The organism is Enterococcus sp. DIV2453a (genome assembly GCF_050533535.1).
Taxonomy (GTDB): Bacteria; Bacillota; Bacilli; order Lactobacillales; family Enterococcaceae; genus Enterococcus; species Enterococcus faecalis.
Genome location: NZ_CP172899.1, coordinates 2,343,125 through 2,365,000, shown reverse-complemented (window position 1 = coordinate 2,365,000; position 21,876 = coordinate 2,343,125). Strand labels below are relative to the sequence as shown.

Below are 21,876 nucleotides of genomic sequence, written 5' to 3'. Positions count from 1 at the left end.
ATCCTACCGAAGAATGAATACATCAAATTTTAGCTATGGTATAATGTGTTTATTATAGTTAGTAAAGCAGAAAAGGAGGAGCGGGTTTGAAAATATTGTTATATTTTGAAGGTGAGAAAATCTTAGCTAAATCAGGTATTGGTCGAGCATTAGATCACCAGAAACGAGCGCTCTCTGAAGTTGGAATAGAATATACATTAGATGCTGATTGCAGTGACTATGATATATTGCATATTAATACATACGGCGTAAATAGCCATCGTATGGTCAGAAAAGCACGCAAACTAGGAAAAAAAGTTATTTATCATGCCCATTCGACAGAAGAAGACTTTCGTAATTCCTTTATTGGGTCTAATCAACTAGCACCATTAGTAAAAAAATATCTTATCAGTTTGTATTCTAAAGCGGATCATTTAATTACACCAACACCGTATTCTAAAACATTGCTAGAAGGATATGGCATTAAAGTGCCTATTTCGGCGATCTCAAATGGTATTGATTTATCACGCTTTTATCCTTCAGAAGAAAAGGAACAAAAATTCCGAGAATATTTTAAAATAGATGAAGAGAAAAAAGTAATTATTTGTGTGGGATTATTTTTTGAACGCAAAGGAATCACTGATTTTATTGAAGTTGCACGACAATTACCAGAGTATCAATTTATTTGGTTTGGTGATACACCAATGTATTCTATCCCAAAAAATATCCGACAATTAGTTAAAGAAGATCATCCAGAAAATGTTATTTTCCCAGGTTATATTAAAGGAGATGTCATCGAAGGGGCCTATGCGGCAGCGAATCTCTTCTTTTTCCCTTCGCGTGAAGAAACGGAAGGAATTGTTGTCTTAGAAGCATTAGCTAGTCAGCAACAAGTTTTAGTGCGTGATATTCCAGTTTATCAAGGCTGGCTAGTAGCTAATGAAAATTGTTATATGGGTCATTCTATTGAAGAATTTAAAAAATATATTGAAGGCTTATTAGAAGGGAAAATACCTAGCACTAGAGAAGCAGGCTATCAAGTAGCAGAGCAAAGAAGTATCAAGCAAATTGGTTACGAGTTAAAAGAAGTCTACGAAACAGTCTTATCTTAACAAATTTTGAAGGCAGTTATTGTTAGATGAAATGGAGGTAATGAGAGTGAAAATTGGTTTTTTTACTGATACGTATTTCCCGCAAGTGAGTGGGGTAGCGACTTCTATTAAGACCTTAAAAGATGAATTAGAAAAGCACGGCCATGAAGTGTATATTTTTACGACAACCGATCCTAACGCGACTGATTTTGAAGAAGATGTCATACGAATGCCTAGTGTGCCATTCGTATCTTTTAAAGATCGCCGAGTAGTGGTTCGCGGCATGTGGTACGCCTATTTAATTGCCAAAGAATTGGAATTAGATTTAATTCATACACATACTGAATTTGGTGCGGGTATTTTAGGGAAAATGGTTGGGAAAAAAATGAAAATTCCTGTCATCCATACGTATCATACGATGTATGAAGATTACTTACATTATATTGCTAAAGGAAAAGTTGTCCGTCCATCACATGTTAAATTCTTTTCAAGAGTGTTTACAAATCATACGACAGGTGTTGTTTGTCCCAGTGAACGTGTAATTGAAAAATTACGGGATTATGGAGTGACCGCACCAATGAGAATTATTCCAACAGGGATCGAAATTGATAAGTTTTTACGTCCCGATATTACTGAAGAAATGATCGCTGGAATGCGTCAACAATTAGGTATTGAAGAGCAACAGATTATGTTGTTATCGTTAAGTCGAATTTCTTATGAAAAAAATATTCAAGCAATTATTCAAGGATTACCACAAATTATTGAAAAATTACCACAAACTCGTTTAGTAATAGTTGGAAATGGTCCCTATCTAGAGAATTTAAAAGAATTAGCAGAAGAACTAGAAGTTAGTGAATACGTTCAATTTACGGGTGAAGTGCCAAATGAAGAAGTCGCTATTTATTATAAAGCTGCTGACTATTTTGTCAGCGCCTCAACGTCGGAAACACAAGGCTTAACTTATACAGAAGCGATGGCTGCTGGCGTTCAATGTGTTGCAGAAGGGAACGCCTATTTAAATAATTTATTTGATCATGAAAGCTTAGGCAAAACTTTTAAGACAGACAGTGATTTTGCCCCAACATTGATTGACTATATACAAGCAAATATTAAAATGGACCAAACTATTTTAGATGAAAAATTATTTGAAATTTCTTCTACAAACTTTGGCAACAAAATGATTGAATTTTATCAAGATACATTGATTTACTTTGATCAACTTCAAATGGAAAAAGAAAATGCGGACTCAATAAAAAAAATTAAAGTAAAATTTACATCTTTAAGAAAATAAACTGCAAAACTTTCCTCCTTCGTTTATACTGAAGGAGGAAAGTTTTTTATTTTAAGAACGGAGGAAGCTACTATGTCTAAAATCGGCTTTATTGGAACGGGTGTCATGGGGAAATCAATTATTCGTAACATGATGAAAAACAATTTATCTGTCAATGTTTACAATCGAACAAAAAGTAAAACAGATGATTTAGTTGCTGAAGGAGCAGTTTGGTATGATACACCAAAAGCAATTGCAGAAGCCAGCGATATCATTTTTACAATGGTTGGCTTTCCTTCAGATGTTGAAGGCGTGTATTTTAATGAAACAGGGATTTTTCAAGCAGATCTTACAGGTAAAATAGTAGTAGATTTAACCACAAGTACGCCGACCTTGGCTGAAAAGATTGCCAAAAAAGCAGCAGAAGTGGGTGCTCATGCGTTGGATGCGCCAGTTTCTGGTGGTGACTTAGGTGCTAAAAATGGTACTTTAACAATTATGGTTGGTGGCGATCAAGAAAGTTATGAGACCGTCTTACCAATTTTCAAAACATTTGGTAAAACGTTTATGCTACACGGCTCAGCTGGAAAAGGGCAACACACTAAGATGGCGAATCAGTTAATGATTGCAGGCACAATGACCGGTTTGACTGAAATGCTCGTTTATGCAAATGCGACAGGATTAACTTTAGAAAAAGTTCTGGAAACAGTCGGTGGTGGTAGTGCTGCGAACTGGTCATTAAGTAATTATGGTCCGCGCATTTTAAAAGAAGATTATACGCCAGGCTTTTTTGTTAAACATTTTATCAAAGATTTAAAGATTGCGTTAGATGAAGCAAAAAAACTTGACCTTCCATTGCCAGCGACGCAAAAAGCGACAGAATTATATGAAAGCCTTGCAGATAAAGGGTTTGAAAATGATGGCACACAGGCCTTAATTAAGCTTTGGTGGACAGATGGCAAGCAACCAACGAATAAAAATTAAAGAACAACAAAAAAATCAAAAAAAATGACGAAAAATCATGCAAGTTAGGCAATGTTTTGTTACAATGGTACAGAACTAGTTTGCAAAAGGAGGCCCACTGATGAAACATTCACAACTTGTGGCGATTATTAAGAGACTGGAAGCAATGATCGAAGCAGCAGATAATGAAGTACAAGTACGCCGCTTTGAACGTGAAGGCGTAGAGAAATGTATTGTAAGTTTTGATAAATCAACAGAAACATTTGAATTAACAGAATCTGATACGCACCAAAGCTATCAATTCGATAACATCGATATTGTAGCAATGGAAATTTACGACTTAATTCAATAATTAATCGTCCTACATTTTAATAAGGGAGTGGAGTAGAAGCACCAAAGCTTCTGGTTCACTCTCTTCTCGTATTATCCAGTCAAGTTGTAGCAATAGCTTAGTGGGAGTTTAAGAATTATATAACAAAAATCACTGGCACTTCTCAATCAGGGGAGTGCCAGTGATGCTTTTTAGTTGCACTTCTTTCCTTTTTCTGTGAAAATAGTTTGGGTATCAAAGTAATTGATCCTTTTTTTAAAAGCCTCGTCCCTTGAAAATGCGCCTTTTTTGAAATATTTGAAGAATATTTCATTAAAAATATAGAAAATTCTCTTGCATTCTTTGCTTATTTACGATATAGTTTGAACATCAAATGTTTTGATAATCAAAGTATATGGATGGTGCACAGAATGGAACCTAATTTAGAAACAGTCAACGATTACTTAGTCAGTGTCTTTAATGACATCTTAACGATTGAAGAATCTGAATTGAAAAAATCACAATTTAATGATTTATCCATTACGGAGATGCACACAATCGAAGCAATTGGTATGTACAAGAAAAAAACGTCTTCAGAAGTAGCCAAGGAACTGTCAATTACCGTCGGAACACTTACTGTAGCGATTAACAACTTAGTTAAAAAAGGCTATGTTGAACGTTTGCGTAGTGAAGATGATCGACGTGTAGTAAAGCTTGGCTTAACTAAAAAAGGAAAATTACTTTTTAGAGTCCATCAGCATTTTCATCGTGAAATGGTTAAAAACATTTTGAAAGGCATGGAGCAAGAAGAAGAACAAGCGCTGTTAAGAGCACTAAAAAATCTTCATGATTTCTTGCAAGAATACAAATAAAAAGTGAGGATCCCCATGAAGAATTATGCACGAATTAGTTGTACAAGCCGTTATGTTCCAGAGAATTGTGTCACGAATCACCAACTGAGTGAAATGATGGATACCTCTGATGAATGGATACATTCGCGAACAGGCATTAGTGAACGTCGTATCGTTACGCAAGAAAATACGTCTGATTTATGTCATCAAGTCGCAAAACAGTTATTGGAAAAATCTGGAAAGCAAGCAAGTGAGATTGACTTTATTTTAGTTGCAACAGTGACACCAGATTTCAATATGCCTTCTGTTGCTTGCCAAGTGCAAGGCGCAATTGGCGCCACTGAGGCCTTTGCTTTTGACATCAGTGCAGCGTGTTCTGGTTTTGTCTATGCCTTAAGCATGGCAGAAAAACTAGTCTTAAGTGGTCGTTATCATACAGGTCTAGTAATTGGTGGCGAAACATTTTCCAAAATGTTGGATTGGACCGATCGCTCCACAGCGGTGCTTTTCGGTGATGGGGCTGCCGGCGTCTTGATTGAAGCGGCTGAGACACCGCATTTTCTAAATGAAAAATTACAAGCAGATGGACAACGGTGGGCGGCTTTAACTTCAGGCTACACGATCAACGAAAGTCCTTTTTATCAGGGGCATGAGCAGGCTAGTAAGACGCTACAGATGGAAGGACGTAGTATTTTTGATTTTGCGATTAAAGATGTTTCACAAAATATTTTATCACTCGTGACGGACGAAACCGTGGATTATCTTCTACTACATCAAGCAAATGTGCGCATTATCGATAAAATTGCACGTAAGACGAAGATTTCCCGCGAGAAGTTTTTAACGAATATGGATAAATATGGCAATACCTCAGCTGCTAGCATTCCCATCTTGTTGGATGAAGCAGTTGAAAATGGGACCTTAATTTTAGGTTCCCAACAACGCGTGGTGCTAACAGGATTTGGCGGCGGCTTAACATGGGGCTCACTGCTCCTAACGCTGTAAAAAACTGTTCACATATAAATGAAGAAAATGACTATTTTGGAGGAATATACACATGGTATTTGAAAAAATTCAAGCAATTATCGTAGAAGAATTAGGAAAAGATGCTGAAGAGGTACAATTAACTACAAACATTCAAGAAGAATTAGACGCGGATAGCTTAGATTTATTCCAAATCATTAACGAAATCGAAGATGAATTTGATGTGAAAATCGAAACAGAAGATGGCATCCAAACCGTTCAAGATTTAGTAACATATGTAGAAAAACAACAAGCAAACTAATACATGAAAATAGGGGGCTGGGACATTTAATTGCTAAATGACCCAGTCCCTAAAAAAACAAGTAAATAAGCCGGAAAAATCCTTTTTTACTTGAATGAAGTGTACTTATCTTAGAACTAAAGGACGTATAAAATCAATGAATCAACAGTTATGTGAGTTGCTTGGAATCAATTATCCCATTTTTCAAGGCGGTATGGCTTGGGTAGCCGATGCTTCATTAGCAAGTGCCGTGTCAAACGCTGGTGGATTAGGGATTATTGCTGGCGGCAATGCCCCAAAAGAAGTCGTAAAAAAAGAAATTAAAAAAGTTAAAGAATTAACGGAGCAACCCTTTGGTGTCAATATCATGTTACTTTCACCTTTTGTCGATGAAATTGTCGATTTGGTTTGTGAAGAACAGGTTCCTGTCGTAACGACAGGTGCGGGCAATCCAGCCAAATACATGGCTCGCTTTAAAGAACATAACATTAAAGTAATCCCAGTAGTTCCTTCAGTTGCTTTAGCAAAAAGAATGGAAAAAATTGGTGCCGATGCTGTCATTTTTGAAGGAATGGAAGCTGGTGGACATATTGGCAAGTTAACCACTATGAGTGGCTTACCGCAAATCGTTGACGCTGTGTCAATTCCTGTGATTGCAGCAGGTGGGATTGGTGATGGTCGTGGTATGGTTGCTGCCTTTATGTTAGGTGCTGAAGCAGTCCAGTTAGGCACACGTTTTTTAATTGCAAAAGAATGCAACGTTCATCCAGATTATAAACAGAAAGTTTTAAAGGCACGTGATTTAGATGCAGTAATTACCTGTCAACATTTTGGCCATCCAGTGCGTACTTTAAAAAATAAATTAACCGCTCAATATAATCAATTAGAAAAGCAAGAACTTCAAAAAGAAGTACCTGATTTAGAAATGTTTGAAAAGATTGGTCAAGGCGCTTTGCGCAAAGCTGTCGTTGACGGGGATATGGATTACGGTTCCGTCATGGCGGGACAAATTGCCGGGTTAATAAAAAAAGAAGAAACAGCCCAAGAAATCATTGATTCACTCATGTCTGAATGCAAAGCGATTGTACATAAGATGAATCAGCGTTGGGGCTAAGTGAATAATTTTAACAAAAAATGAGGTGTCGTATGAAAACAGCGATTTTATTTAGTGGACAAGGAGCCCAGTATCAAGGGATGGGTGAAGAATTATATCACCAAGAAGCGATTGTTCGGGAAACTTTCGATGAAGCAAGTCATATCTTAGGTTATGAGATGGCAGAACTTTGTTTTACTGAAAATGAACGTTTAAATGAAACAGAATATACGCAACCTGCTATTTTAACAGTCAGTGTCGCATTTTACCGTCTTTTGCAACAAAAAGGACTAACACCTGATGTCGTAGCGGGTTTAAGCTTAGGGGAATACAGTGCTTTGGTTGCCAGCGGGGCTTTGCGTTTTTCAGAAGCAGTGGCCTTGGTCCAAAAGCGCGGTCAGTACATGACAGACGCAGCACCACAAGGAACTGGCAAAATGGTTGCTGTCATGAATGCTGAGCGTGAAGTAATTGAAAAAGCCTGTCAAGAAGCCAGTACTTTCGGAATTGTGGCTCCAGCAAATTATAATACACCACAACAAATCGTGATTGGTGGTGAGGTTGCTGCTGTTGATCAAGCGATGATACTTCTCAAAGAAGCTGGTGTGAAGCGAATGATTCCGTTAAATGTGAGTGGTCCTTTCCATACGGCACTGTTACAACCAGCATCAAAAAAATTGGCTCAGGATTTAGCAAAATTGAACTTTCAAACGATGCAAATTCCTGTCATTAGTAATACGACTGCCGAAATTATGCCCCAAGAGGCAATTCAAGCGTTATTGGAAAAGCAAGTCATGTCTGCGGTACGTTTTGAAGACAGTATCGAAACGATGAAGGCTATGAACGTAGGAACGATGATTGAAGTTGGTCCAGGGAAAACATTAACTGGTTTTGTTAAAAAAATTGACAAAACAATTGAAATGCACCGTGTGGAAGATGTTGCAACATTAACAGAAACGTTAACAGCACTTACTGGGAGGTAAAAAATGGAATTAACAGGAAAAAACGTATTTATTACTGGAAGCACTCGTGGGATTGGCAAAGCAGTTGCGTTGGCTTTTGCGAAAGAGGGCGCCAATATTGTTTTAAACGGTCGGAGTGAGATTACGCCAGAACAACGACAAGAAATTGAAGCCTTTGGGGTAAAATGTATTGGCCTTTCTGGAGATATTTCCGATTTTGATGCAGCAGGTGAGATGATTCAAGCAACTGTTGACCAATTAGGCTCGATTGATATTCTGGTGAATAACGCTGGGATTACGAATGATAAATTATTATTACGAATGACAAAAGAGGATTTTAATGCCTGTTTAGATATTAACTTGGTAGGAACTTTTAACATGACCCAACAAGCGGTTAAACGTATGATGAAACAACGAAGTGGTCGGATTATTAATATGGCTAGCGTTTCTGGTTTAATGGGAAATGTTGGTCAAGCAAACTACGCTGCGAGTAAAGCCGGTGTCGTTGGTTTTACTAAATCGGTGGCACGAGAAGTTGCGCCGCGCGGTATTACCTGCAATGCGATTGCACCAGGGTTTATCCAAACAGAAATGACGGATGTTTTATCGGAAAAAGTTAAAACACAAATGAATGCGCAAATTCCCTTACAAACGTTTGGGCAAGTCGAAGATGTCGCAGCTACAGCGATATTCTTAGCTAAAAGTCCCTATATTACTGGGCAAGTCGTGAATGTTGATGGCGGCTTAGTCATGCACGGATAAACGAAAGGAGTCAAAAGGATGAATCGAGTAGTTATTACCGGTTACGGTGTCACCTCGCCGATTGGCAATGAACCTGAGACTTTTTTAGAAAGTTTGAAAACAGGGGAAAATGGTATCGGACCGATTAGTAAATTTGATGTTAGTGAAACAGGTGTCACCTTAGCAGCTGAAGTGAAAGACTTTCCAATGGAAAAATATTTTGTTAAAAAAGATGGCAAACGCATGGATAAGTTTTCGTTATTTGGCATTTATGCGGCCTTAGAAGCAATGGCTATGAGTGGCTTGGATACCAGTCAACTAGATGTGGATCGGTTTGGCGTCATGGTGGGTTCCGGGATTGGTGGTTTGGAAACAATTCAAAATCAAGTAATTCGGATGCACGACAAAGGACCTGAACGTGTGGCACCGTTATTTATTCCAATGGCGATTGGAAACATGGTGGCGGGAAATATTGCTTTACGTGTTGGTGCCAAAGGAATTTGTACGTCAACAGTGACGGCTTGTGCTAGTGCAACTCATTCAATTGGGGAAGCGTTCCGCAATATCAAACATGGCTACTCCGATGTCATTATTGCTGGTGGAGCAGAAGCGCCTATTACAGAAATCGGTATTTCAGGATTTGCTTCCTTGACCGCTTTAACAAAGGCGACTGATCCAGAAAAAGCCTCAATTCCCTTTGATAAAGAACGTAGTGGATTTGTGATGGGAGAAGGAGCGGGTGTCTTTATTTTAGAATCATTAGATCATGCTCTAGAACGAGGCGCAACTATTTTAGGTGAAGTGGTTGGCTATGGTGCTAATTGCGATGCCTATCATATGACATCGCCAACACCAGATGGGAGCGGCGCAGCGAAAGCCATGGTACTAGCAATGGAAGAAGCGGGGATTTCTCCAGAAAAAATTGGCTATATTAACGCCCATGGAACAAGCACACAAGCTAATGACAGTGCAGAATCTAAAGCAATTGAATTGGCTTTAGGTGATGCCGCAAAAACGGCGTATGTAAGTAGTACAAAGAGTATGACGGGACATCTCTTAGGCGCCGCTGGTGGAATTGAAGGAATTGCTACCCTAAATGCTTTACAACATCAATTTATTCCGCCAACCATTAATGTGGAAAATCAAGATGAAGCAATTACGGTGAACGTTGTTTTAAACGAAAGCAAAGAGCATAAATTTGATTATGCTTTAAGTAACTCGCTAGGCTTTGGTGGCCACAATGCAGTTATTTGCTTAAAACGCTGGGAGGATTAACATGCAGTTAGAAGAAGTAAAAGCACTATTAACACAATTTGATCAATCAACTTTAACCGAATTTGATTTACGAGAAGGCTCGTTTGAATTATATATGAATAAAAATACAGTTTCTGGACGAAGTGCCGTAGAACCAGTGGCGCAACCACAAGAAACACCAGTAGCCGCTAGTGGTGTGTCAGTGCCTGTTGAAACAGTTTCTGTCGTTGAAGAAACGCCAACCAATACACCGACAGCCAATGAAAAGACAGAAGAAATTACGTCACCTATTGTAGGAATCGTTTATTTACAACCAGCACCAGATAAAGAGAACTTTGTCAAAGTAGGAGACACTGTTAAAACGGGTGACGTTGTGTGTATCGTTGAAGCGATGAAATTAATGAATGAAATTACGGCGACAGTTGACGGCGTGATCACCGAAGTGTTAGTCAACAATGAAGATGTGGTTGAATTTGGTCAGCCGCTATTCCGAGTTGCTAAAGGAGAATAAAACATGAAATTAACAATTACAGAAATTCAAGAAATTTTACCACATCGCTATCCCTTTTTATTATTAGATAGTGTTGAAGAAGTCATTCCTGGGGAACGCGTTGTAGCGAAAAAGAATGTAACGGTTAATGAGCAAGTTTTTCAAGGTCATTTTCCTGGGAATCCTGTTTTGCCAGGAGTTTTAATTATTGAATCGTTGGCTCAAGCAGGCGCCGTGGCATTACTTTCAATGCCTGAATTCAAAGGGAAAACGGCATACTTTGGTGGATTAGATAAAGCAAAATTTAGACAAAAGGTAACACCAGGCGACACATTAATTTTAGAGGTTGAACTTTTAAAAGTCCGCGCTTCTGCTGGAATGGGTAAAGGTGTGGCAAAAGTTAATGGAAAAAAAGTTGCCGAGGCTGAATTAACCTTTATGATTGGATAGGTGAAAAATGTTTTCGAAAGTATTAATCGCAAACCGCGGAGAAATCGCTGTTCGTATTATTCGTGCCTGTCGCGAATTAGGCGTTCAAACAGTTGCTGTTTACTCTGAAGCGGATCAAGAAGCGTTACACACACAGTTAGCAGATGAAGCCATTTGTATTGGACCGGCGAAAGCAACTGATTCTTATTTAAATGTTCAAGCTGTTTTAAGTGCAGCGATTGTTACCAATGCTGAAGCGATTCATCCAGGGTTTGGTTTCTTATCTGAAAATAGTCAATTTGCTTCAATGTGCGAAGAATGTAACATTACTTTTATCGGTCCTAAAGCAGAAACGATTGATGCAATGGGCAATAAAATAAACGCACGTCAACTGATGCAAAAAGCCAAGGTACCTGTTATTCCTGGGAGTGATGGCGTCATTGATTCTGTCGAAGAAGTGTTGACGATTGCTGAAAAAATTGGTTACCCAGTGATGTTAAAGGCAGCTGCTGGTGGTGGCGGAAAAGGAATCCGAAAAGTTCTTTCAAAAGAAGAGTTACCGAAACACTTTACTTCAGCGCAGCAAGAAGCCAAAGCCGCATTTGGTAATGATGATATGTATTTAGAAAAAATTATTTATCCAGCACGTCATATCGAAGTGCAAATTCTAGGTGATCAATATGGGCATGTGATTCACTTAGGGGAACGTGATTGCTCACTACAAAGAAATAATCAAAAAGTGTTAGAAGAATCACCATCGATTGCTATTTCTGAAGAAAAGCGTCAGATGTTAGGCGAAACGGCCGTTCGAGCGGCACAAGCTGTGCATTATGAAAATGCCGGAACCATTGAATTTTTGATGGATCCAGCTGGCGACTTTTATTTCATGGAAATGAATACCCGCATCCAAGTCGAACATCCAGTTACGGAAATGGTAACAGGGATTGATTTAGTCAAAGCACAATTAGAAATTGCTTCAGGTGAACCTTTAGGCTATACCCAAGAGGATGTTACCATGACTGGGCATGCGATTGAGTGCCGAATTAACGCTGAAAATCCTGCCTTTAATTTTGCTCCTTCACCAGGTAAAATTCAAAATCTCTTGTTGCCTAGTGGTGGAATGGGCTTGCGTGTAGACAGCGCTATGTATTCAGGGTATTCAATTCCGCCTTATTATGATTCAATGATTGCGAAAGTCATCGTACATGGTGAAAATCGTTTTGATGCCTTGATGAAAATGCAAAGGGCTTTAAATGAAATTGTAACAGAAGGTATTATTACGAATGCCGAATTCCAATTAGATTTAATTACACATGACAATGTTTTGACAGGTGACTATGACACAAGCTTTTTACAAGAAACATTTCTACCAAATTGGGAGCCAGAAAGCAATCATTAAAGAAAGAACGCCGCAAGAGCTCTCTTGCTTGGAAAGATCAGTGATCTTTTGAAAGGAGCTGAGCTCTTGCCGCTAAAATACGAGGAGTAAGCAAATGGCATTATTTAAAAAGAAAAATTACATTCGCATTAATCCAAATCGTGCTGATGCAAATGATGCATCAAAGAAGCCTTCTGTTCCAGATAATATGTGGGCAAAATGCCCTTCTTGTAAGCGAACACTGTATACAAAAGAAATGGGTGCAGAAAAAATCTGTCCGCATTGTGGCTATAGTTTTCGGATTGGTGCATGGGAACGATTAGCGATAACCGTTGATGAAAAGAGTTTCCACAATTGGGACAGTGAATTAGTAACAAAAGATCCACTAAATTTTCCTGGTTATCTTGAAAAAATTGAAAAAATGCAAGAAAAAACTGGGCTAGATGAAGCTGTCTTAACGGGAGAAGCAACAATTGAAGGACAAGCTGTTGCAATTGGAATCATGGACGCTAATTTTATCATGGGCAGTATGGGAACGATTGTTGGTGAAAAAATCACACGCTTGTTTGAGCGGGCGACAGAAAAGCATTTACCAGTGGTGATTTTCACTGCATCTGGTGGTGCCCGTATGCAAGAAGGAATTTTTTCATTGATGCAAATGGCGAAAATTTCGGCCGCTTTGCAACGGCATAACAAAGCAGGCTTGCTGTATCTTACGGTATTGACTGATCCAACGACTGGCGGTGTTACCGCAAGTTTTGCGATGGATGGCGATATTATTTTGGCAGAGCCTCAGAGTTTAATCGGTTTTGCTGGCCGCCGTGTAATTGAACAAACGATTCGTCAAGAGTTGCCAGATGATTTTCAAAAGGCCGAGTTTCTTTTAGAACATGGTTTTGTAGATCAGATTGTGCCAAGAAATCTTTTGCGTCAACGATTGAGCGACTTGTTACGTTTACATTCTTTGGAAGGGTGGCGCTAACATGGAAAAGAAAACAGCCAATGATGTTGTTACCTTGGCAAGAGCCCAAGATCGTTTGACAACTTTAGAATATATAGAAGCAATTTTTGAGGACTTTTTAGAATTTCATGGGGATCGTTACTTTGCCGATGATTTAGCTGTAGTCGGTGGTGTTGCTACTTTGCAAGGGAAACCAGTTACAGTGGTAGGTATCCAAAAAGGTCGAAATCTACCAGAAAATATTGAACGTAATTTTGGTTCACCTAATCCTGAAGGGTATCGCAAAGCGTTACGTTTAATGAAACAAGCAGAAAAATTTAATCGCCCAGTCATTACCTTTGTGAACACTGCTGGTGCCTATTGTGGGATTGGTGCCGAAGAGCGGGGAGAAGGGGAAGCCATTGCGCAAAACCTGTTAGAGATGTCTGATTTGAAAGTGCCAATCATTTCAGTCATCATTGGTGAGGGCGGTAGTGGCGGTGCTTTAGCTTTAGCAGTCGCAGATGAAGTTTGGATGTTGGAACACACGATTTATGCGGTTCTTTCGCCAGAAGGTTTCGCCTCTATTTTGTGGAAAGATGGCAGTCGTGCGAAAGAAGCAGCAGAATTGATGAAAATCACAGCGACAGAGCTGAAGGAATTAGCTATTGTAGATAAAGTAATTCCAGAAGTTATGAACGGTCAGCCTCTGGAACAAGCAAAAATTAATCGCATGTTACAAAAAGCGTTCATTTCAAAATTAACTGAATTAGCTAAATTAGATACGGAAACATTACTAGAAAAAAGATACCAACGTTTTCGCAAATATTAGAAGTTACTACTCATCAACGAACTTTTCAGGGGTTGATGGGTGGCTTTTTTTATTTTTTCTTTTATTTTACTTGTTCTTTTACAAGGAACGACCGTCCTTTATAGAAATTTTCAGCAAAATGCAGTATAATACAATAGGTAGAGACTGAAGCATAATTGTTTAGTTATGTTTCAGTCTCTTAAAATCGAAGAAACTACATAGTGTCAGTGAGAGGAGTCACGATGTTTTCAAAATATAAACCGACATGGATGATTGATGCGATTTATAAAATTACCCCCGCACAATTAAAAAAACTGGGGATTAAGGCAGTACTAACTGACTTAGATAATACGTTAATTGCTTGGAATAATCCCGATGGAACAGAAGAATTAAAAACTTGGTTATTAGAGATGAAAAATGCAGGAATTACCGTCCTTGTTGTTTCAAACAACAAAGACAGCCGGATTAAACGCGTTGTTGAAAAGTTTGACTTAGATTATGTAGCACGTGCCTTGAAACCAACCGCACGTGGCTTCAAATTAGCAGAAAAAAAATTAGGCTTGAAGCCATCTGAAATGTTAATGGTCGGCGATCAGATTATGACAGATATTCGGGGAGCTAACGCAGCGGGTATACGCAATGTTTTAGTTCAACCGATTGTCGATACAGATGGCTGGAATACTAGAATCAATCGGTTCTTTGAACGGAAAATTATGAAATACTTATCAAAAAAACATCCAGAAATGACATGGAGAGGCGGATTAGAATGACAGAGGCAATTCATTGTATTGGCTGTGGTGCGATTATCCAAACGGAAAATCCTCATGAATTAGGCTATACACCAAAAACAGCTTTCGAAAAAGGAATGGAAACAGGGGAAGTTTATTGCCAACGTTGTTTTCGCTTAAGACATTATAATGACATTCAAGATGTCCAATTAACAGATGATGACTTTTTACGTTTATTGAATGGTTTAGGAACAGAAGATGCACTGATTGTGAACGTAGTGGATATTTTTGACTTTAATGGCTCTCTTATTCCAGGACTACATCGTTTTATCGGAGATAATCCTGTGTTGTTAGTTGGCAATAAAGTGGATATTTTGCCTAAATCATTAAAAAAACCTAAAATGGTTCAATGGATGAGAGAACGGGCCCATGAAGCAGGATTACGCCCTGTTGATGTTTTACTAACAAGTGGCAAGAAACCACAAGAAATGCAAGAGTTATTAGATACAATCGAAAAATATCGTGAAGGCCGAGACGTTTATGTCGTAGGTGTGACCAATGTTGGAAAATCAACATTAATCAATCAAATCATTCAACAAACAGTGGGTGTTCAAGATGTGATTACGACATCACAATTTCCTGGAACAACGCTAGATAAAATTGAAATTCCATTAGACGATGGCCACTTCTTAATCGATACGCCGGGAATTATTCACCGTCATCAAATGGCACATTACCTAGGTAAAAAAGACTTGAAAATTATTGCACCGCAAAAAGAAATCAAACCAAAAGTTTACCAATTAAATGCTGAACAAACCTTGTTTTTAGGTGGCTTGGCTCGCTTTGATTATGTCCAAGGTGCTAAAAGTTCCTTCATTGCCTACGTTTCCAATGACTTAAATTTACACCGAACAAAAACAGCAACCGCCGATGCTTTTTATGAAAAACATGTTGGTGGCTTATTGCAGCCTCCACGTGCCGATGAAGTCGCTGAGTTTCCTGAATTAGTGCGCTTTGAATTTTCCGTGAAAGAAAAAACGGATATTGTGTTTGCTGGTCTGGGTTGGATTACTGTCACAGAACCTGGTGTAGTCGCTGGTTGGGCGCCTAAAGGTGTCGATGTTTTACGTAGAAAAGCATTAATTTAAATTTTAGAGAGAAGGCAAACAATTTGAAACTTAGAGGAAAACAAAAACGTTATTTACGTAGTCAGGCACACCATTTACAACCTATTTTTCAAGTAGGCAAAGGTGGTTTGAATGACGCAATGATTACACAAATTGATGAAGCGTTGGAAAAACGTGAATTGATTAAAATTACGTTATTACAAAATACAGATGAAGTAGCAGAAGAGGTTGCAGAAGAACTAACAGCAGCCATTCATTGCGATGTGGTACAAATTATTGGTCGCGTGTTGGTCTTATTCAAGCCATCAAGTAAAGAAAAATATCAAAAAATTTCAGCAGCAGTCAAAGAGATTTAATATTGGAGGGATGAACAATGGGAGAAAAAAGACAAGCGCGTCAAGGAGCGGACGTTCTCTTGCAAGAGGAACCGTTACGTTTTCAAACAAGAAAGCAAGTCGGCTTGTTAGGTGGTAATTTTAATCCCGTTCATTTAGCACATCTTGTCATGGCCGATCAAGTTCAAAATCAACTAGGTTTGGACAAAGTTTACTTAATGCCTACGTACTTACCACCACATGTAGACGAAAAGAAAACAATTAGCAGCGAACATCGGTTAGCAATGTTAGAACTAGCGGTGTCTGATAATCCCTGCTTAGATATTGAGCCAATTGAATTAATTCGCAAAGGCAAAAGTTACACGTATGATACGATGAAAGCTTTAAAAGAAGCCAATCCAGATACTGATTATTATTTTATAATTGGTGGAGATATGGTGGAATACTTGCCCAAATGGCATCGGATTGATGACTTACTCCATTTAGTTCAATTTGTCGGCATTCGGCGTCCTAATTATCCAACGGAATCTACCTATCCAATTATTTGGGTCGATGTTCCGCAGATGGCGATTAGTTCCACTTTGATTAGACAAAAAGTCAAAAGTGGTTGCTCAACACGCTATCTTCTTCCAGAGAATGTGATAAACTATATTCAAGAGAAGGGACTGTATCAAGATGAGCTGGATAACAAATTATGATGCTGCACAACGTGAATTATTAATGCAAAAAGTTCAAATGCAAATGAGTGAACGTCGCTTTCGCCATGTGTTAGGAGTCGAGGAAACAGCTGTGGCCTTGGCAGCGAAATATGGTGCCGATGAAGCGAAAGCCAGTATTGCTGCTTTGACGCATGATTACGCCAAAGAACGTCCAAACGATGAATTCGAGTTGATTATTCGCCGAGATGGTTTTGATTTGGCTTTATTAAACTATGGCAATGAAATTTGGCATGGCTTAGTTGGGGCGGATATTGTTCAACGGGAATTAGCCATTGATGACGAAGAAATCTTGCAGGCAATTCGTGTGCATACAACTGGGGCTGCTAAGATGAGCTTGCTAGATAAAATTATTTATGTCGCAGATTACATTGAACCAGGACGTGATTTTCCAGGTGTGAAAGAAGCCCGTGAAATTGCCCTTGTTGACTTAGATGCAGCGGTTGCTTATGAAACGAAACATACCTTGTTACATTTGATTGAACAAGAACATAAAATTTATCCAAAAACGTTAGAGACCTACAATCAATGGGTCGTTAATCAAAAATAAAAGAAGAAAGAATTACTAGGAGGGAACTATCATAGATAGCCAGAAAATTTTAGAAATTGCTGTCAAAGCAGCAGATTCAAAACGAGCAGAAGAAATTGTCGCATTAGACGTAAGAGAGATTTCATTATTAGCAGATTATTTTTTAATTTGCCAAGCCAATAGTGAACGTCAAATCAATGCGATTGTTGATGAAATTAACGAACAAGAAGCCAAAAATCAAGTAGAAGTCAAGCGTGTGGAAGGTAAAGAAGGCGGAAAATGGATTTTAATCGATTTAGGCGATGTTATTGTCCATGTATTCCAATCTTCAGAACGTGCCTTTTACAACTTAGAAAAATTATGGTCAGATGCCCCAATGGTTGATCTAAGCGCTTGGGTCGACTAAAATGGCCTATGAAACGTTTGCTTTCGTCTATGACGAAGTGATGGACGAAAGCCTATACCAAAAATGGTTGGATTTTTCCAATCGTCATCTCCCACAAGGAACCCAACAAATTCTTGAAATGGCTTGTGGTACAGGCGCTTTAGCAGTTGATTTTGCAAAAAGTGGTTACGATGTGACAGCCTTAGACTTATCAGAAGAAATGTTGATGATTGCTAGTGAACGAGCTTTTGAAGAAGAAGTGCCAGTTCAATTTGTTCAGGGAAATATGCTAGATTTATCTGAAGTGGGACAATACCAAGCCATCACTTGTTTTTCTGATTCACTGTGCTACATGGCTAATCGCCAAGAAGTACAACAAGTGTTCGATGAAGTTTATCAAGCGTTAGAAGAGGAAGGAACGTTCATTTTTGATGTTCATTCTACTTACAAAATTGATTCAGTTTTTCCAGAATATAGCTATCATTATCAAACAGAAGAATTTGCTTTTCTATGGGATAGTTACGCTGGTGAAAAAGAACACAGCATCGAACATTTCTTAACATTTTTTGTGAAAGAACAGGAAACAGATGAACACTTTGTTCGGTATGATGAATTGCATCAAGAACGAACCTATTCGTTAGATAACTATCTACGAATGTTAGAAAGTGCTGGTTTCATGAATGTCAAAGTTTATGCAGATTTTACAGATGAAGCACCAACTGAAACAAGTGAACGCTGGTTCTTTGTTTGTCAAAGAGATTAATAAGATTTGGCTTATGAGCTTGGGACAGCGCTTAAAAACGTTTGTCTCTTTGCTGATAAGTCCATTTTTTTATAACGGAGGTGGCTAGAGTGAAAGCCTGTGGCATTATCGTGGAATATAATCCCTTTCATAATGGACATCGCTATCATGCCCAACAAGCTCGCCAACAAAGCGGAGCTGAAGTAGTGATTGCTATAATGAGTGGAAATTTTTTACAAAGAGGAGAACCAGCCTTACTAGATAAGTGGGCCAGAGCAGAAGAAGCTTTGCAAAATGGTGTGGATTTAGTCATTGAATTGCCGACAGCTTGGTCGGTACAGTCTGCGGATTACTTTGCCAAAGGCGGTATAAAGTTATTGCAGGCGTTGCAATGTGAGAGCTTATGTTTTGGAACAGATAGTACAAGCGCAATTGATTATGCGGCTTTCGGCCAGTTTGTCCAAGAAAATCAATCCTTAATTGATCAAACGTTCCACGCATTGACAGACAAACAATTGAGTTATCCACAAAAAATGACTGCTGTTTTTCGTCAAGTATATCCTGAAAGCAGGTTTGATTTTTCTTCGCCTAATCATATTTTGGGGATGAGTTATGCAAAGGAAAATGCCACGTATCCAACCCCGATGACGCTCTACCCAATTGCTAGAAAACAAGCGGGCTTTCATGATGCAACGATTTCTGGGAAAGTTGCTAGCGCCACGGCGATTAGGCAAAGTGTTTTTCAACAAGAAATAACGCAAGTGCTGCCAACGGTTCCTTCTATAACCGCACAACATTTACAAACACAGACAATGATTTCATGGGAAAACTATTGGCCCTTCCTAAAGTATAAAATTGTTCAATCCTCGTTAGAAGAGTTACAAGCCATTTACCAAATGACGGAAGGACTTGAATATCGACTAAAAGATCAAATCCAAGCAGCAGGTTCTTTTCACGAATTAATGGAACGTATGAAAACGAAGCGTTATACTTGGACAAGATTGCAACGATTAGCAACCTATATATTGTTAAATATGACCAAAGAAGAAGTTGAAACTGTTTGGCAAAACAGTTATCTCCATGTGCTAGGATTTACGTCAAAGGGACAAGCTTATCTAAAAGAAACCAAAGCACAGATTCAATTGCCGGTAATTTCCAAAGTATCTAAAGAAAACCGCGCAATGCTTTCGTTAGATATTCGCGCCAATCAACTATACCAGATGGGAGATTCTTCTTTAAAAGAACAAAATTTTGGTCGGTTTCCCTTACGATTTTCGCCAGATACCTAAAAAATACTTAACAAAAATCAGTTTCCCCAGTATAATAAACAAGGGATAAGATACTAACAACAAATCAGAGAAAGCGAAGTGAGAATATGGGCCGTAAATGGGCAAATATTAAAGAGAAAAAAGCTGCCAAAGACGCAAACAATAGCCGTGTTTATGCAAAATTCGGGATTGAAATTTACGTAGCAGCGAAGTCAGGAGACCCTGATCCTCATGCAAACCAAAAATTACGGTTTGTAATCGAACGCGCCAAAACATACAATGTACCAAAACATATTATTGATCGCGCTATTGAAAAAGCAAAAGGTTCAGCAGATGAACAATATTCTGAATTACGCTATGAAGGATTTGGGCCAAATGGTTCAATGGTCATTGTTGATGCTTTAACAAACAACGTGAACCGAACAGCAGCAGATGTGCGGGCCGCATTTGGTAAAAACGGCGGAAACATGGGTGTCAGCGGTGCTGTTTCCTACATGTTTGATAATACAGGTATCATTGGCTTTGCTGGTGACGATGCGGATGAAATTTTAGAATACTTAATGGAAAAAGACATTGATGTTCGCGATGTTGTTGAAGAAGACGGTCAAATTATCGTTTACACAGAACCAGAAGATTTCCACCATGCACAAGAAGCGTTAAAAGAAAAAGGCATTGAAGAATTCACGGTTACTGAGTTAGAAATGGTTCCACAAAACGAAGTAACATTAGAAGGCGACGATTTGGCGAACTTTGAAAAAATGTTAGACGTTTTAGAAGATTTAGAAGATGTTCAAAAAGTTCATCATAATGTAGATTTACCTGAATAATCCATTTGTTCGTTTGTTTTAAGATTTAGAAAGAGGTCGGGACAGAAGCGTTTAACTCCGAGAAATAAGAAGGAATTTCCGAAAATTGTTCTATAATTTTTGGAGAATTTCGGCTTATTTCCGAAGGAGTTGCTTCTGTTCCCGCCGTTTATCAATTTTTAAGCCTGGGACAAAAATCCAAAGTGATTTTTGTCCCAGGCTCTTTTTTTTTCATATAATATATAGAAAAAAGAAAGTTGATTGATAAGTCCATGTGACACAAAGCATTCAATGACAGGTTCAACTTTTGTCTGTTCCATAAATATTTGTCTAAACAGTTGAATTAATAGTACAATAGTCTAGTAAGATAGATCATTGAACGGGGTGAATAGGCGTGAAAAAGGGAATGCTAGCGTTTTTTGTCGGGCTAGCGGTTTTATCATTAACTGCTTGTCGGGAACCAAAAGAAAAGAAAGTAACCGCTTCAACTGAGGCATCCTCTAAAGTTGAAGAGACGAATGAAAAAACAAGTGAAACAATTGATAAGACAAACGAACAAGCGAGCAGCAGTGTCGAGTCTAACGAATCAGTGAAAAATGAAGAGCCGACAGCTGATGAAAACAATAGTCAGCTAACTGTAGCTGATTTAGATACTACAGCGATTAATGCTGGCGATTTTACTACTTTAGTTGGAACATGGAAAAATGGTAAAGGAGAGAGTTTGATCATTCATCCTGATGGTAGTACAAATACCGGAGGAATGATTACGAAGGATTCACCTACTGATGAGTCGCGACCAATTACAAGCTTAAGTATTAGGTGGGGGCCTACTGGTGCTGCGTTATTATTATATAAAATTGGTGTTGAAAATCCTAACGGCGACCAATCGGATAAGACGAAACCACGATTGTTAATTACTCAAGATAGTGGAAATTATCCTGCGGAAGAGTATTACTATCGTTCTTCTGAAGAGGAAATTCAAGACCAAAATGAAGAGGCAAAAATCATCGATACACAAGAAAAAGCAGAGGCATGTATCAGAAGTACACTGACTGATGCAGAAAATGATGATACGAACCTTGGATTTTTTGGTATGAATGGAAATGACTTCTTTTTTAGAGCCCAATCGAAACAGATGGTTGCAAATGGAGGGACTGGGACTGTCGGTTTTTTCAGAGTAACACCACAAGGAGCAGTCAGAATAACGGATGCACAAGGCAACTAAAGATAGTCTCGTGGCAATCTATTTAATTCCTATAAAAGTAGCAAAATAAGAATGAAATGATCACAAAATCTTCACATTTAGTTTGTAAGATATAAGCATATCAACAAACAACCTTAACAACACAAAACACTTTTTCATTTTTAACTCCTTTCCCGTCCTTACCCAAAGGGCGGGTCTTTTTTTGTGTAAAAC

Annotated in this window: 26 protein-coding genes; all 26 read left to right on the top strand. The window is 38.5% G+C overall.

The annotated features are described in order from the left end of the window. Positions 1-86: 86 nt before the first annotated feature. The 26 genes from bgsA (at position 87) to IGK03_RS11360 (ending at position 21,684) form a co-directional block, all read left to right on the top strand. The gene (bgsA, locus tag IGK03_RS11485) at positions 87-1,091 is read left to right on the top strand and encodes a cell wall glycolipid biosynthesis glucosyltransferase BgsA (RefSeq protein ID WP_002359375.1); all 1,005 of its coding nucleotides are present in this window, start codon (positions 87-89) and stop codon (positions 1,089-1,091) included. Between the two features lie 46 nt (positions 1,092-1,137). Further along, complete coding sequence (gene bgsB, locus IGK03_RS11480) at positions 1,138-2,361, top strand: cell wall glycolipid biosynthesis glucosyltransferase BgsB (RefSeq protein ID WP_010707124.1); 1,224 nt, start codon at positions 1,138-1,140, stop codon at positions 2,359-2,361. Positions 2,362-2,433: 72 nt separating this feature from the next. After that, positions 2,434-3,324: an NAD(P)-dependent oxidoreductase gene (locus tag IGK03_RS11475; RefSeq protein WP_002359377.1), complete on the top strand. Its 891-nt coding sequence runs from the start codon at positions 2,434-2,436 to the stop codon at positions 3,322-3,324. A 100-nt stretch (positions 3,325-3,424) separates the two neighbouring features. Beyond that, entirely contained in the window at positions 3,425-3,655 is a 231-nt protein-coding gene (locus tag IGK03_RS11470; protein WP_002379802.1) for a YkuJ family protein, read from the top strand. 389 nt (positions 3,656-4,044) lie between these two features. Continuing rightward, positions 4,045-4,485 (top strand): fatty acid biosynthesis transcriptional regulator FabT, encoded by a 441-nt coding sequence (gene fabT / locus IGK03_RS11465; RefSeq protein WP_002362455.1) that lies wholly within the window; start codon positions 4,045-4,047, stop codon positions 4,483-4,485. 15 nt (positions 4,486-4,500) lie between these two features. After that, the gene (locus IGK03_RS11460; protein WP_430602322.1) at positions 4,501-5,466 is read left to right on the top strand and encodes a beta-ketoacyl-ACP synthase III; all 966 of its coding nucleotides are present in this window, start codon (positions 4,501-4,503) and stop codon (positions 5,464-5,466) included. 52 nt (positions 5,467-5,518) lie between these two features. Beyond that, positions 5,519-5,746, top strand: coding sequence for an acyl carrier protein (locus tag IGK03_RS11455; protein ID WP_002356278.1), 228 nt, complete (start codon positions 5,519-5,521; stop codon positions 5,744-5,746). 136 nt (positions 5,747-5,882) lie between these two features. Next, positions 5,883-6,839: an enoyl-[acyl-carrier-protein] reductase FabK gene (gene fabK / locus IGK03_RS11450; protein WP_010707125.1), complete on the top strand. Its 957-nt coding sequence runs from the start codon at positions 5,883-5,885 to the stop codon at positions 6,837-6,839. 32 nt (positions 6,840-6,871) lie between these two features. After that, on the top strand, positions 6,872-7,801 hold the full coding sequence (gene fabD, locus IGK03_RS11445) for an ACP S-malonyltransferase (RefSeq protein ID WP_010776118.1): 930 nt from the start codon (positions 6,872-6,874) through the stop codon (positions 7,799-7,801). A gap of 3 nt (positions 7,802-7,804) precedes the next feature. Beyond that, the gene (gene fabG / locus IGK03_RS11440; RefSeq protein WP_002356283.1) at positions 7,805-8,542 is read left to right on the top strand and encodes a 3-oxoacyl-[acyl-carrier-protein] reductase; all 738 of its coding nucleotides are present in this window, start codon (positions 7,805-7,807) and stop codon (positions 8,540-8,542) included. Between the two features lie 18 nt (positions 8,543-8,560). After that, positions 8,561-9,796 (top strand): beta-ketoacyl-ACP synthase II, encoded by a 1,236-nt coding sequence (gene fabF, locus IGK03_RS11435; RefSeq protein ID WP_010776117.1) that lies wholly within the window; start codon positions 8,561-8,563, stop codon positions 9,794-9,796. 1 nt (position 9,797) lies between these two features. Then, positions 9,798-10,286 carry an acetyl-CoA carboxylase biotin carboxyl carrier protein gene (gene accB / locus IGK03_RS11430; RefSeq protein WP_002397489.1) on the top strand — a complete coding sequence of 163 codons (489 nt, stop codon included), beginning with the start codon at positions 9,798-9,800 and terminating at the stop codon, positions 10,284-10,286. 3 nt (positions 10,287-10,289) lie between these two features. Next, positions 10,290-10,715: a 3-hydroxyacyl-ACP dehydratase FabZ gene (gene fabZ / locus IGK03_RS11425; protein ID WP_002356286.1), complete on the top strand. Its 426-nt coding sequence runs from the start codon at positions 10,290-10,292 to the stop codon at positions 10,713-10,715. Between the two features lie 7 nt (positions 10,716-10,722). Continuing rightward, positions 10,723-12,093: an acetyl-CoA carboxylase biotin carboxylase subunit gene (locus IGK03_RS11420; RefSeq protein WP_430602318.1), complete on the top strand. Its 1,371-nt coding sequence runs from the start codon at positions 10,723-10,725 to the stop codon at positions 12,091-12,093. 94 nt (positions 12,094-12,187) lie between these two features. After that, a complete protein-coding gene (gene accD, locus IGK03_RS11415; RefSeq protein WP_002356293.1) occupies positions 12,188-13,054 on the top strand; it encodes an acetyl-CoA carboxylase, carboxyltransferase subunit beta in 867 nt (288 codons plus the stop codon). 1 nt (position 13,055) lies between these two features. Continuing rightward, positions 13,056-13,844, top strand: a complete 789-nt coding sequence (locus IGK03_RS11410) for an acetyl-CoA carboxylase carboxyl transferase subunit alpha (RefSeq protein ID WP_002362363.1) — start codon at positions 13,056-13,058, stop codon at positions 13,842-13,844. A 221-nt stretch (positions 13,845-14,065) separates the two neighbouring features. Next, positions 14,066-14,593 (top strand): YqeG family HAD IIIA-type phosphatase, encoded by a 528-nt coding sequence (locus IGK03_RS11405; RefSeq protein ID WP_002356296.1) that lies wholly within the window; start codon positions 14,066-14,068, stop codon positions 14,591-14,593. After that, positions 14,590-15,699 carry a ribosome biogenesis GTPase YqeH gene (gene yqeH / locus IGK03_RS11400; protein ID WP_002381381.1) on the top strand — a complete coding sequence of 370 codons (1,110 nt, stop codon included), beginning with the start codon at positions 14,590-14,592 and terminating at the stop codon, positions 15,697-15,699. Before IGK03_RS11405 ends, yqeH begins: the two co-directional genes overlap by 4 nt. Before the next feature lie 23 nt (positions 15,700-15,722). Beyond that, positions 15,723-16,034: a ribosome assembly RNA-binding protein YhbY gene (yhbY, locus tag IGK03_RS11395; RefSeq protein WP_002356298.1), complete on the top strand. Its 312-nt coding sequence runs from the start codon at positions 15,723-15,725 to the stop codon at positions 16,032-16,034. Positions 16,035-16,051: 17 nt separating this feature from the next. Further along, positions 16,052-16,711, top strand: a complete 660-nt coding sequence (locus tag IGK03_RS11390; protein ID WP_002379799.1) for a nicotinate-nucleotide adenylyltransferase — start codon at positions 16,052-16,054, stop codon at positions 16,709-16,711. Continuing rightward, positions 16,689-17,279: a bis(5'-nucleosyl)-tetraphosphatase (symmetrical) YqeK gene (gene yqeK / locus IGK03_RS11385; protein ID WP_002356300.1), complete on the top strand. Its 591-nt coding sequence runs from the start codon at positions 16,689-16,691 to the stop codon at positions 17,277-17,279. The genes IGK03_RS11390 and yqeK overlap by 23 nt, the downstream gene beginning before the upstream one ends. A gap of 46 nt (positions 17,280-17,325) precedes the next feature. Continuing rightward, complete coding sequence (gene rsfS, locus IGK03_RS11380; RefSeq protein ID WP_033072556.1) at positions 17,326-17,664, top strand: ribosome silencing factor; 339 nt, start codon at positions 17,326-17,328, stop codon at positions 17,662-17,664. Between the two features lies 1 nt (position 17,665). Beyond that, a complete protein-coding gene (locus tag IGK03_RS11375) occupies positions 17,666-18,406 on the top strand; it encodes a class I SAM-dependent DNA methyltransferase (RefSeq protein ID WP_002356302.1) in 741 nt (246 codons plus the stop codon). A gap of 80 nt (positions 18,407-18,486) precedes the next feature. After that, a complete protein-coding gene (locus tag IGK03_RS11370; protein WP_162782960.1) occupies positions 18,487-19,674 on the top strand; it encodes a nucleotidyltransferase in 1,188 nt (395 codons plus the stop codon). A gap of 86 nt (positions 19,675-19,760) precedes the next feature. After that, positions 19,761-20,480: a YebC/PmpR family DNA-binding transcriptional regulator gene (locus tag IGK03_RS11365; RefSeq protein WP_002356305.1), complete on the top strand. Its 720-nt coding sequence runs from the start codon at positions 19,761-19,763 to the stop codon at positions 20,478-20,480. Between the two features lie 373 nt (positions 20,481-20,853). Then, complete coding sequence (locus IGK03_RS11360) at positions 20,854-21,684, top strand: DUF6287 domain-containing protein (protein ID WP_025191999.1); 831 nt, start codon at positions 20,854-20,856, stop codon at positions 21,682-21,684. Positions 21,685-21,876 lie beyond the last annotated feature (192 nt).

Coding starts and splice junctions, on each gene's coding strand:
- IGK03_RS11475 (WP_002359377.1), top strand. CDS start 2,434: ATGTCTAAAATCGGCTTTATTGGAACGGGTGTCATGGGGAAATCAATT.
- IGK03_RS11470 (WP_002379802.1), top strand. CDS start 3,425: ATGAAACATTCACAACTTGTGGCGATTATTAAGAGACTGGAAGCAATG.
- fabT (WP_002362455.1), top strand. CDS start 4,045: ATGGAACCTAATTTAGAAACAGTCAACGATTACTTAGTCAGTGTCTTT.
- IGK03_RS11460 (WP_430602322.1), top strand. CDS start 4,501: ATGAAGAATTATGCACGAATTAGTTGTACAAGCCGTTATGTTCCAGAG.
- IGK03_RS11455 (WP_002356278.1), top strand. CDS start 5,519: ATGGTATTTGAAAAAATTCAAGCAATTATCGTAGAAGAATTAGGAAAA.
- fabK (WP_010707125.1), top strand. CDS start 5,883: ATGAATCAACAGTTATGTGAGTTGCTTGGAATCAATTATCCCATTTTT.
- fabD (WP_010776118.1), top strand. CDS start 6,872: ATGAAAACAGCGATTTTATTTAGTGGACAAGGAGCCCAGTATCAAGGG.
- fabG (WP_002356283.1), top strand. CDS start 7,805: ATGGAATTAACAGGAAAAAACGTATTTATTACTGGAAGCACTCGTGGG.
- fabF (WP_010776117.1), top strand. CDS start 8,561: ATGAATCGAGTAGTTATTACCGGTTACGGTGTCACCTCGCCGATTGGC.
- accB (WP_002397489.1), top strand. CDS start 9,798: ATGCAGTTAGAAGAAGTAAAAGCACTATTAACACAATTTGATCAATCA.
- fabZ (WP_002356286.1), top strand. CDS start 10,290: ATGAAATTAACAATTACAGAAATTCAAGAAATTTTACCACATCGCTAT.
- IGK03_RS11420 (WP_430602318.1), top strand. CDS start 10,723: ATGTTTTCGAAAGTATTAATCGCAAACCGCGGAGAAATCGCTGTTCGT.
- accD (WP_002356293.1), top strand. CDS start 12,188: ATGGCATTATTTAAAAAGAAAAATTACATTCGCATTAATCCAAATCGT.
- IGK03_RS11410 (WP_002362363.1), top strand. CDS start 13,056: ATGGAAAAGAAAACAGCCAATGATGTTGTTACCTTGGCAAGAGCCCAA.
- IGK03_RS11405 (WP_002356296.1), top strand. CDS start 14,066: ATGTTTTCAAAATATAAACCGACATGGATGATTGATGCGATTTATAAA.
- yqeH (WP_002381381.1), top strand. CDS start 14,590: ATGACAGAGGCAATTCATTGTATTGGCTGTGGTGCGATTATCCAAACG.
- IGK03_RS11390 (WP_002379799.1), top strand. CDS start 16,052: ATGGGAGAAAAAAGACAAGCGCGTCAAGGAGCGGACGTTCTCTTGCAA.
- yqeK (WP_002356300.1), top strand. CDS start 16,689: ATGAGCTGGATAACAAATTATGATGCTGCACAACGTGAATTATTAATG.
- IGK03_RS11375 (WP_002356302.1), top strand. CDS start 17,666: ATGGCCTATGAAACGTTTGCTTTCGTCTATGACGAAGTGATGGACGAA.
- IGK03_RS11365 (WP_002356305.1), top strand. CDS start 19,761: ATGGGCCGTAAATGGGCAAATATTAAAGAGAAAAAAGCTGCCAAAGAC.